Origin of the sequence: Spirosoma sp. KNUC1025, from assembly GCF_045160025.1 — a bacterium.
Lineage (GTDB): Bacteria > Bacteroidota > Bacteroidia > Cytophagales > Spirosomataceae > Spirosoma.
The window spans coordinates 1,925,757-1,937,388 of record NZ_CP087139.1 but is presented as its reverse complement, the minus strand read 5'-3'; the positions used below and the strand labels follow the sequence as shown (position 1 = coordinate 1,937,388).

The 11,632-nt window shown below is 46.4% G+C and carries 6 protein-coding genes; all 6 read right to left on the bottom strand.

The window, feature by feature from the left end; all coding sequences use genetic code 11:
* Positions 1 to 104 precede the first annotated feature (104 nt).
* Complete coding sequence (locus tag LN737_RS08435) at positions 105 to 599, bottom strand: hypothetical protein (protein WP_405517916.1); 495 nt, start codon at positions 597 to 599, stop codon at positions 105 to 107.
* A 31-nt stretch (positions 600 to 630) separates the two neighbouring features.
* Entirely contained in the window at positions 631 to 1,488 is an 858-nt protein-coding gene (locus LN737_RS08430) for a hypothetical protein (RefSeq protein WP_405517914.1), read from the bottom strand.
* Positions 1,489 to 1,578: 90 nt separating this feature from the next.
* On the bottom strand, positions 1,579 to 2,958 hold the full coding sequence (locus tag LN737_RS08425) for a RagB/SusD family nutrient uptake outer membrane protein (protein ID WP_405517912.1): 1,380 nt from the start codon (positions 2,956 to 2,958) through the stop codon (positions 1,579 to 1,581).
* A 35-nt stretch (positions 2,959 to 2,993) separates the two neighbouring features.
* Entirely contained in the window at positions 2,994 to 6,032 is a 3,039-nt protein-coding gene (locus tag LN737_RS08420) for a TonB-dependent receptor (protein ID WP_405517910.1), read from the bottom strand.
* A gap of 336 nt (positions 6,033 to 6,368) precedes the next feature.
* The gene (locus LN737_RS08415) at positions 6,369 to 8,051 is read right to left on the bottom strand and encodes a RagB/SusD family nutrient uptake outer membrane protein (protein ID WP_405517908.1); all 1,683 of its coding nucleotides are present in this window, start codon (positions 8,049 to 8,051) and stop codon (positions 6,369 to 6,371) included.
* Positions 8,052 to 8,070: 19 nt separating this feature from the next.
* Positions 8,071 to 11,334, bottom strand: a complete 3,264-nt coding sequence (locus LN737_RS08410; protein WP_405517906.1) for a SusC/RagA family TonB-linked outer membrane protein — start codon at positions 11,332 to 11,334, stop codon at positions 8,071 to 8,073.
* Between the last annotated feature and the right edge of the window lie 298 nt (positions 11,335 to 11,632).

Sequence of the window (11,632 nt, the reverse complement as noted above, 5' to 3'; positions counted from 1 at the left end):
CCGGATAGGGATTTGAGCGTAGAGTGTATGCTGAAAAAAAGAGCTATAAAGAAGCTGAGTAATAGTCGAAGCATAAGGACTGAGTCTATCTAATCAATGGCAGATTATTTGGTCGTAACAGCATTGAAGGTGAATCGGTAACTGGCATCAATATCGCCAAAATAATACTCAACTGTCAGTACGGTTTCCGTAAGATTCTTAATGATCCAAGGGTATTTTCCATTCAGCAGCGGTATATAAAACTCGGCCGTAGCATTCGCATTGACAACGTTCCAAGTGTCGGTTACGTAAACATCCGGATCACTGGCATTGCATTTAGTGGCCCCTTCACTGGCCTCAAATTTATGCTCTGCATCTGCATAAAACGTAAGCAGATCATCGGTAATACAGGTGGGGGAATTTAACTGCGAGACAGGAATCACACCCGACGAATTGCCATCGTCAAGAATCACCACCGAAACCATTCGCCATGTTTTCTTTTCCGTACCAGTCAACAGTTGAGAGTACGTGTAAGGCTTCGGCTCTATTTTTTCGGAACAACCGCTGATCAGCCATCCGACTAAGCCTGGTAGCAGCAGTAAACGTATAAGTTGTCGCATCGTGTCAGATCATTAATATCGTTAAAATATTTTACTGGGGCGTATACGTTTGTGTGAACGTAATGGTCGTATCCCGGTCTGGGTTAGCTAGTTTGAGGAGCAGTTGAAGATTCAGTGTGATTTTCTTGTCACGTGGATTCCAGGCTCCCGTTCCTTTAACACTTTCATTCGTGCCGAGGTAAGCATTACTCTGGGTTGGCACTGTCAATGAGTTATCACCGTTATCGACAAACGTCAAGGGTGTTTTTATGGCGTCGAAATTAAAAATACCAATATTCCAGTTACTCAATATATAGTTTTTGCAATCGGTACTCGTAATGGCCGCGTCTGAAATGGTATACGTTTGCGACCCAACCCGACTGCTTCCTGAGTAGGCCCCCCCTAATAGACAATCATCCTGAATGGTCAGCATCAGGCTCTTACCCAAGATGTTATCTTTTCCAAAACCAATTTGCAGATCACTTGGCTGTACACCCGTTAAGGTAAACGTAAGCGACTGCGTATTCAGAATATTGTTCGCGTTGTTGATCAGTTGAACCGAAATCTCCCCAAAACTTTTATTGGCAGGGATAATTACTGTTCCTTTTGTTCCGACGATTGTATAATCTTTACCCTCCCGAGCCGAACCATTGACTGTATAGTTCACCGTAATTGGCTGGCTCAGTTGCGGACCAACGTTGTGTACTTTAATGGAAACTGGCTTACTATAACTCTCTTTGTAGGTTAAGGTTGAGTCGGTGAAACGCACAAAATAAGGTCCTTCGAAGACACGGTCCATATCTTCTTTCTGGCAAGCACCTGCTCCACCTATCACTACGCTTAGGGTTAATAGCCTGATAATCCAGTGTTTCACCTTTGCCGTTCGTTTATCACTAAGTTGATCTTTCATAATGTCTGCTTTTGTCACTCCCTGCCGGAGAAGAGCCTGGACCTGGGCGACAAAAATTGGCAATTGCTTCCTGAGTTAATTTCTATTCAATTAATAACCGGGATTCTGTTGTCCTGCCAGCGCCGGATTCTGCTGAATCTCTGTTTGGGGAATTGGCCAGCGCTCATAGCGGGCATTCCAGTTTGATGTAAATGCCGACATTACTGCCTGTGCCCGACCGGTCCGGACAATATCATACCACCGATGTCCTTCAAAAGCCAATTCATACTGCCGCTCACGCTCAACTGCCAGTAATAAATCGGCTTGAGACGTAGCCGTAACGGCGGGCGCTTTTGCTCGCGTACGTAGCACGTTTAAATCGGCCACAGTTCCGCTTGCCCCGGTTAGTTTGCCCTGCTGTGCTCTGGCTTCTGCCCGAATCAGGTACATTTCAGCCAGTCGCATCAGCACAATATTATTATTGTCTTCAGAAGCCGTACCATATTTCAGTACTGACCAGCCGTTATCATTGCCACTCTGCTCATTCAAATTAAACCCAATGGTTGTACTGCGCGTACCGGCTTCTGTCGAATTCAGTACCAATACCAGCTGGTTTGAGGGAATAACTTCCCGACGGCCAACCAGAAGATTATTGAGCGCAAAATTTCCGGTTCCTGGATCATCGGTCAGGTTATAGCCGACCTCCAGGATCGATTCGCGCGTAAAATCCTTTAGAACGATATCAACAAAATTGGTTTCCAGCGTGTAAACTCCCGAATTGATCACTACCGTAGCCAATTCTTCTGCCTTTGCCCAATTTTTCTGATAGAGGTAATACCGCGCCATTGCAGCCTGGCAGCTGATTTTATTCAGATAGGTTGCATTGGTCGTCACATCCGTTGATCCAGAGGCTACAGCGGGCAAATCGGCCAGCGCTGCCGTATAATCTTCCAGTACAGATGTCAGAAGGGTGGCTTTGTCTGTTTTAGGAATATTGCTATTTACGGATCGATCAATGGTTGTTACCTTAGGAATATCACCATACGTATTGGCTCCAATAAAGTTTGCCCATCCTCTAAGAAAACGAGCTTCAGCTGTAACCTGCTTCCGGGTAGCTTCGGGTACACCGCGAACCTTTGGCAGTTGTTCCAGAATGAAATTAGCGACATAAATCGTTGAGTATAAGTTTTGCCACAACGCATCGACAGCACCATTGGCAGCCGTAATCTGTTTGGTACCCAGTTCACGATAATCATTGAACGTACCATTAAACTGAATATGATCTGCTGTAAAATCGCCAGCAATCACGTTGAGAGAAGCCGTGGACCGCAGGGCGTTGTATAAGCCAATTCGAACCGGCTGAACATCATTCGGCTCATTTAGTACCAGATCATCAACTAGCAAAGCCACCGGTTTGGGTTCAAGTACATCCTGACAGGAAACCAAACTAATAAGCACTACTAACGCACTATATCGTATCAGGCGGATCATTCCGGAAGTTGCGCTACGTATCAACATAGTAAATATTAAAAACTGAGGGATAAGCCCACCAGCACGGTTTTTATTTGAGGTAACGTAAAGAAATCAATGCCCTGTGCTGATGTTGAGCCATCGAGTGTACTTACTTCCGGATCGGGGCCTGAGTAGCGCGTTAGTGTCCAGAGGTTCATTGCCGATGCATACAAACGGGCGTTACTGACCTTGTATTTACTAATCCATGCCTTGGGGAAATTATACCCGAACGATATATTTTTCAGGCGCAGGTATGAACCATCTTCCAGAAACCGGCTGCTGAGGTAGTTGTTGTATGTGTTCAGGTACTCATACTTCGGAACAGTAGTGATGTCGCCTTCTTTCTGCCAGCGTTTAAGCGCTTGCCGGGTCTGATTGTTTTGCAAATCGGCCCCCGAATTGAGCAGTGTTACGTTCGAAAAATTCAGGATGCTATTGCCATAGGAAGCCTGGAAAAAGACGCTTAAGTCAAAGCCTTTCCAAGAAACCCGGTTCGTTAAGCCACCAAACAATTTTGGCTGAGCATTGCCAATGACCTGTCCATCATCCGGCGAAATCCGTCCATCGCCATTTTTATCGTTGTAGATGGCATTGCCGGTTGCGGGGTCAACGCCCAGGAATTTCAACCCCCAGAACGTACCGAGGGGATTTCCAGGTAAAATAACGTTTGTTCCGCCCACCCCGTTGCCCTGGTAGCCCCGGAATATAGGCTCTGAGCTTACCAGCTCTACAACTTTATTCTCATTATGTGAGATGTTCAGGTCTGTCTTCCACTGAACGGCCTTATTGAGATTGACGGTTGATATGGTCAGTTCGACTCCTCGGTTAGCTACTTTCCCAATATTACCCTGAACCGTGCTGAAACCAGTCGTCTGCGGTATTGGCTGAGCAAACAACAGCTTATCAGTCATATTGTCGTAAGCATCGATCGTTACGTTCAATCGGCCGCTGAAAAACGAAGCATCCAAACCAATATTGGCTTCACGAGTACGCTCCCACTGCAGTAAGGGGTTTGCCAGGGCAGCCGGACCAACACCCGTGGCGCCACTATACGTAGCCGACGCCCACGTACCCAAGAATTGATAATCACCAATACGTTCATTTCCCGTAAATCCGTAACTGGCTCTTAACTTCAAATCCGTCAGTGCATGAAAATTCTGCATAAAGTCCTCATTGGAAATGCGCCAGGCTACTGAACCTGACGGAAAAATACCAAATCGCCGATCCTGACCAAAACGGGAAGATCCATCATAACGAGTGGTCAATGTAGCCAAGTATTTATCGTTGTAGGCGTAGTTGACTTCGCCAAACGTCGATATCAAGCCGTTATTGGTTACTACCCCATCGCCTTGATCAACAATACCGGCCGATCTTATGTACGTGAAATCGTCGCTCGGGAACAATCGCCCCTGAACACTTCCAAGCCGATACGTATGCTGAAGCATCTCGAAGCCTGCCATGGCCGTAAAACGGTGCTTCTCCGCCAGAATAAAACTGTAGTTAAGCGTATTCGTATTGATAAAGGTCGACGAATTTGTGTTACTGTAGGTGCCATAACCAAACCCACCAACAGAAGATAAATACCCCCCGATTGCGGTGGTAGACGGCTCATAATCATCTTCCGTTATGTTATTATAATCGATGCTGAATTTTGTCCGGAAGCGTAGATTCGGTATGATTTCATATTCTCCATAAATACCCCCCAGCATTTTGATGGTGTACACATTGAAGCGTGGCAGAAGCGCCTGACCTACCGGATTAAAATTGGGGAAGCCCGCATAATTAGCCCCATCGGCAGGTCCGTATAACCGTCCCTGTTCATTATAAGGAGAATAGTAAGGTAAGCTCTTTACCGCTCCAGAATATACGCCATCCAGAAAATTATCACCTTTGACGCGTTTATTCAAAGCCCGGGATAAGGTTAGGTTTGTACCAAATGACAATTTTTGCGTGGCTTTATGATCGAATTTAAGCTGACCTGTATAACGTGTAAACCGGTTATTCAACTGAACCCCTTCTTCGTCGCGGTAGCTGCCACTAAGGTAAAACTGCGTCCGATCGTTGCCTCCCTGGGTTGATAATTGATATTGCTGATAAATTCCTTTACGTAATGTGGCATCAACCCAGTCTGTATTTACGCCATCCGTTACACCTTTGACCAGTCCCAGTTTATCCGGGTCCTGGCCGGCATTAGTAACGGCTTCTCGCTGAAGCGTTAAAAGCTCTGTAGCATTTAGCAAATCAGGGCGACGTACCACATCCGTCATACCACGCTGCACATCCAGCGTAAAAGCCGTCTTTTGATTCGATTTGCCGCGTTTTGTGGTGATCAGGACAACGCCATTGGCCGCCCGTGAGCCATAGATTGCCTTTGCGGAAGCATCTTTCAGCACCTGCATCGACTCAATGTCATTTGGGTTGAAAAGAGCCAGTGCATTATCTGTCTGACCGCCAAATTCGCGGTCAGATAAAGCCCCATCAGCTACAGGTACGCCATCGACAATAAACAAAGGTCGGTTGCTGGCTGAGATAGAGGTTGCCCCCCGGATACGTACGGTTAAGCCGCCCCCCGGCGTACCCGACGACTGTGTTACCTGTACACCGGCGGCCTGCCCCTGCAAGGCTTGGTCGAGGCTGGTGACCGGAATTTCCTTGAATCGCTCGGGGGAAATGGAAGCAATTGAACCAGAGATATCTTTCCGCTGGGTAGTTGTATAACCCGTTACCACAACCTGACTTAATTCATTGACAGATTCCTGCATCTGTACGTTGACAACCGTGCGATTACCAACCGTAACTTCCTGCGAGGTAAGCCCAATGGAAGTGAGTAATAAAACGGCATTCTGATTGGGAATGGCAATGCTGTAATTCCCATTGGCATCCGTACTGACTCCGTTGGTTGTTCCTTTAACAACAATGTTTACTCCAGGAATGGGCTGTCCATCCTGCGCAGATGTAACCCTGCCCGATATACGTAAGCCCTGCGCCAACAGACAACCCGGTAGCATAGCCAGCAGAGCAGACCAGACAATAAGACTGTAAAATTTTCTCATGTATAGGTTTTATTCCAGACGATTTTCGTTAAGGCTGTTGACCGCTTTTACGTGCCGTAAGCTACAAAACAGCCTAGCAAGCTACGTATTTTTCAAACGTAAAATTCGCTGTCATCGTATAAAAGGACAGCTAAGCTATGGGCTTTGTAAGTAGATTATTTTTGCCCTAAAGTCTAAACATAAACGTACAGCTTTCTTACCTATACGTCAATAGATTCTTACTTGATGCATATGTTGCTGATAGTAAAGTAAAAATTTTACCTTTTTACACTGTAGCCACAAAAAAAGAGGCTCCCCATATACTTCGGAGAGCCTCTTTTAAAAAGAGTGTAACTTCTAGTAGTTCGGGTTTTTGGTAGCAACACCCGATGTAGACGGATTTAATACCGATTCATCAGCCGGTACGTCCCAATAGTCCATGAAGTTGTAATTGATGGTTGCGTTCTTATTGACCACACCAGTCGTCGTTACTATCGTGTTGCCATAACTTCCACCACCAACCGATATGTCGTATGTCCAACCCCATCTTCTGTTGTCGTAGAAAGCAAGGCCCCGCCCGAACAAGGATACCCTTCTTTCTTTAGTGAGTTCGGCCAGAGCTTTTGACTGCGTAAGACCTGTACCCGCTACAGCCGCTACAGCAGCACCCTGGTAATTTCTAACATCGTCAATATAACCCAGTCCTTTTTCGGTATTGCCCAGACGGATATTGGCTTCGGCCAGCATCAACGCGTTCTCTTCGTAACTGCCTGCAATAAATACCTCAAGAGCGCCCGCTGTTTTCGTACCATACACATATACACCAGCGGCACCTTTGCCACCGTCTGTTATACTATAGCGTGTTGTAAACGTATAGTTGTTTTTGTAAGTGGTGTTGGTATTGAAATTGTTGGACAGCCGTTTGTCATTAGCGTTAAAGCTCTGAATAAACCGCTCGCTGATCTTAAACGTCGTCGAGGTATTCACGCCCGTTGTTAACGCTGCGACGGTACCACCCGAAGGCGAGAAAAAGAAGTTGGCGTCTGTACTACGTCCGGTAAAAACAGCGTCACCTTTCTGGATTCCGTTGGTGGCCAGCGTCAGTACGTTATTCCAGTCGGCCGTTGTCATAGCTGTGGTCGACGATTTGGAAATCGTAGCAGCCGGGTTACCATTCACAAACGGAGCCAGTTTATTTAGCAGAATATTGCGGGCCAGCATGGTATTGATGCTACGTTTCCACATATCAACCGTAGGTATACCACCATTACCCACCTGCGTAAACTCCGGAATTAACTGGCCTAAAACTTCCTCGTAATCCGTTGTGCTGGTGATGCTTCCTAAGGTTGTAGCAGCCATGGTAAAGTACGTGTTCGACTGCTCGATGATTTTATCATGCAGTACGTAATCGCCATTGGTTACGCCCGCTTTGTCTTCAATAAGACCCGAATAATACATCGACCCGATTGATGCGTATGCGTATCCTTTCCACCAGTAGCACCAGGCTTTGATAGTATTCAACCGGGTGGTAGCATCGCCTGAAAATTTGATCGTACTGGAAAGATCCAGAACCTGATTGCAGGCATTATTCAATGCATACATGTTCAACCACTGATAATACAGCGGGTTGTTTCCGGCGCCTGTTGCAGCACGGCTATTGTATGAGCGGATTATACTTACCTGAGGAGCCGAGTTGGTCACTTTTGTACCATCGTCCAGAATGATGTAATCCGGTACGCCGATAGTGGTCACCTGGTTGTTTGAGGCATCCGCGCCCAGGTTATCAGCCATCAGTTCAGCATAGCCCCAGGGCAACGAAAAGTAGCTGTTTCCCAGCCAGTTATCACCATTATAAAAGCCATTGATATAAACGCCACCCTGCGCAAACGAAATAAGACCTGATTCTGTACTTACGTTAGCTGCAACGGTTGGTGCGTTTGGGTTGCCCACGTCCAGCTGGTCTTTGCAGGCACCCATTCCCAGAAACATTGCCGCGAGGCAAGCTGTGGAAAAAAATTTATATGTTTTTTGAAAGTTCATTGTGTCAGGATGATTAAAATTAGAAACCGATGTTCAGTCCAACCTGGTACGACTTGGTGTTAGGCAGCGTACTGTGGTCTACCCCTCTGTCGAAAGAAGAGTTAGACGAACCTGAACTGACTTCAGGATCATAGCCCGTGTATTTTGTGAAGGTCAGAATGTTCCGACCGGTCAGCACTAACTGGACTTTGTTGAGGTAAGGCAGTTTTACAACCTTAGCCAGATCAAAGGCAAGTGAGATGTTCCGCAGCCGAACGAACGAAGCGTCTTCTACGTAGAAATCTTTGGTAGCGTTGTTACCAGCACCCCGTAAGCTACCCCATAGTCCGTAATAAGCGCTTGACCAGTAGGCTGTGTAAGCTCCGGTTTTGCCGTCGATGGTTACAGGCTTGGAGAAATCACCGCTGATACCATCGCGATACATCCACTCTTTGGTCTGGTTATACAATTTGCTGCCATATACCCAGTCAAACTGGAAGTTCAGCGTAAGGAAATCCCGGAACGTAATCCCGTTGATAAACGAAGCGTTGAATTTCGGGTTCGGGTTCATCAGCGGATAGGTTTCATCCGTGAACTGAATCTGATACGTCGATTTATCAACTACACGCCCATCTACGATGGTATATTTCGATTCATTGCCCGCCTGAATATAGCGTTGTCCATTCTGACGTGTATAGTCGAGGCTTGTCAGAGCTTTGTAGCCATAGATTTGGCCAATCGGCTGACCAGGGGTTAAGACAAGGGCCGTGCTACCCGCGTTGGATGTCAGGATGATATCGGCACCACCCGAGATAGCGTCAATTTTAGAGAGCTGATGGCCAAAGTTGGTCGTAAAATCCCATTTCAGGTTTTTCGACGTGTAAATCGGGATGTTTAACGAGAACTGAACCCCGTTCGACGACATGTCGATGGCGTTGGTCAGCTGCCCCGTTGAACCAAGGGACGGTGGTACGCTAACGGTATAAATTACGTTTGCGCTTTTACGCTTCCAGTACGTAAACGACCCGTTAACGGCGTTGAGCCACGTGCGATTTGAATTTCCGCCAATCGTGAAGTCTACCCCAGCTTCAAATTCTTTTGAAACCTCTACCTGCAGATTCGGATTCTGGGTGGTTATGGGCACGGTATACACCAGGCCTGAACCCAGGTTACGCTGATTCAGAATAGGGTAGCGATCGAAAGCACCTGGCTGAATACCCGCTTCGCCATAAGCAGCTCTTAACTTGAAGTATGTGAGCGTATTGTTTATCGGGTTATTCTTGAAGAACGATAAAGGCGCAATGTGACCATCGAAGTGGGGGAAAGTAAATGGTGTCGAACCACCACCGAATGCTGAAGACCAGTCACTCCGGAAACCAGCCGTAACACCACCGTATTCACCGAAATCAATTTTCTGGTTGATCAGGTAACCATACGTAACGAATGGCTCAACGTAATCCAGGGCTACTGCCTGCGACGACGTAGACGAGATGTTAAACGGTGGCGCTAACCCAAGACCTAAGCCATAGGTATCGTATTCCGTATATTTCTTCTTCCGATAGTCGAACGAAATTTGCGTACTGGTCTGAACAGGGAATTTGATATGGAAATCATCCTCAAAATTGGTCCGTATGTACGCCGTTCCCAGGAAGTTCTGGAAGGTCGTGTTGTACTGCCAGTTATCAATTTCGCCCGTGTTGTCTGAACCGAAGTTGCTTGTCCAGGTGCTAAAGTAGGTCGAGTTTGTATTTTGCGACTGGTTGAAATAGGTCCACCGGGCGTTTTCATTCCGGTAGTTGATTCCATATTTGGCATCCAGCTCAACAAACTTATTGATCTTATAATTGGCATTAAAGTTCTGAACGATGTCAATCTTGTTATCAATCCCATCTGTGTATTGCTGCTGATAATAAGGGTTTCCAGCGTTAACACTCAAGAAGTCAGCCGTTTGATAAGAGGCATAGTTACCATCCGGTAGTTTACGTGTCAGGTCAAAGAAAGGCGAGGTATTCAAAAATCCATATACCGAGCCAATGCTGCCCAGTGTGTTTCCTAATCCGTAATAATAACCGCCCGGAGCGCCTAAGCCTGGGTGCAGCGTATTTTTGGTGTACACCAGTTGTGTAGTCGAACGCAGCGTAAATCCTTTAAACAACTCCGTTCCGAAGTTTGCTGACAGATTGCTCCGGTCGATATAACCGTTCTTCAGAATCGGCGTAACGGTATGGTTATTAGCCGCCGAGATGTTGAAATCGCTCTTCTCCGATGCCCCCGAAACGTTGATGGTGTTATTAGTCGTACTACCTGTCTGGAAGACCTGCTTGAAATGGTCGTAGTATTTCAGATTGGCATTGTAAGGCTTGTCCGCTACGTTCCGGATATCCTGAATGGCATAGCGTGTAGCCCCACCGTACTGATACGAAATACCGGTAATGGCACCAACATCGGTGTAATCCAATGGCTTGCCAGACGTTACGTCAATGATATTATTGCTGCCGTCGGTCAGGTAAGGGTGCAGATCAGCTTTGTGTACGTTACCCGTATTCAGAAATTCATTGGACGAGTAGCTGGATGAGACATTAATCGCGATACGTCCTTTTTTTCCTTTTTTGGTAAATACCTGAATTACCCCGTTGGCGCCCTGCGCACCATAGATAGATGCCGAAGCAGCTCCTTGGACAACCTCTACGCGATCGACGTTGCTCAGATCCAGTGAGTTGATATCGGTGGCCGCTACCTGCAACCCATCCACCATGATTAATGGCTTAGTTCCCCCCTGCACACTGTTGATACCACGGAGCAGAATATTGACCGGGTCGCCCGGGTTACCACTGACGGATGAAATCTGAGCGCCCGGAATTTTTCCAATCAGCGCCTGGTCAATCGAAGCGGTAGGTGTCTGCGGTAAATTTTTTGCCGATACGCTTTCAACCGCAATCCCCAGATTAGCCTTACTGGTAGCTACCCCGGAACCCGTAACAACGACTTCCGTAAGCTGGCGGGTATCAGATACCAGGCTAACATTTAATTCCGATTGATTACCAATGGGAACTTCCTGGGTTGCAACCCCAACAAAGCTAAATACAAGTACAGCTCCTTTGGTGGCCGGTAAGGATATGTCATAAATACCACCGGCATCCGTTGATGCCCCCCTCGTAGTCCCTTTAAGTACAACTGAAACTCCTGGTAACGGCGACCCATCTTCTGCCGACGTTACCTTGCCGACAACCCTTCGCTCCTGTGCCCACGCAGTGGACCAGAGTGAGCATACAAGGAGCATACTCACACATAGAATTACTCTCATAGTTGATTAGTGTTAGGTTAAGAAAACGCGTTCCTTTCTACAAATCTATATAAGTCGTAAATCCATTGCAAATTTTTTGAATCGGGAGTTCTATCCAAAAAAATCTATCTGTAAAGTATACATCTACAGAATAATATTTTGAGATGAATAAATTACATTTTTATACAGTGATATAATTATTCCAATTAAGCGCTCCTGGCCTTAATATTCACTTACTTATGGTTCTTACTAAGTATTTTTACTGGATAAATCTTTATATACAGAGTAATTTTCGCCTTATAAGTAACTATACGGATAC

Coding starts and splice junctions, on each gene's coding strand:
- LN737_RS08425 (WP_405517912.1), bottom strand. CDS start 2,958: ATGATCCGCCTGATACGATATAGTGCGTTAGTAGTGCTTATTAGTTTG.
- LN737_RS08420 (WP_405517910.1), bottom strand. CDS start 6,032: ATGAGAAAATTTTACAGTCTTATTGTCTGGTCTGCTCTGCTGGCTATG.
- LN737_RS08410 (WP_405517906.1), bottom strand. CDS start 11,334: ATGAGAGTAATTCTATGTGTGAGTATGCTCCTTGTATGCTCACTCTGG.
- LN737_RS08435 (WP_405517916.1), bottom strand. CDS start 599: ATGCGACAACTTATACGTTTACTGCTGCTACCAGGCTTAGTCGGATGG.
- LN737_RS08415 (WP_405517908.1), bottom strand. CDS start 8,051: ATGAACTTTCAAAAAACATATAAATTTTTTTCCACAGCTTGCCTCGCG.
- LN737_RS08430 (WP_405517914.1), bottom strand. CDS start 1,488: ATGAAAGATCAACTTAGTGATAAACGAACGGCAAAGGTGAAACACTGG.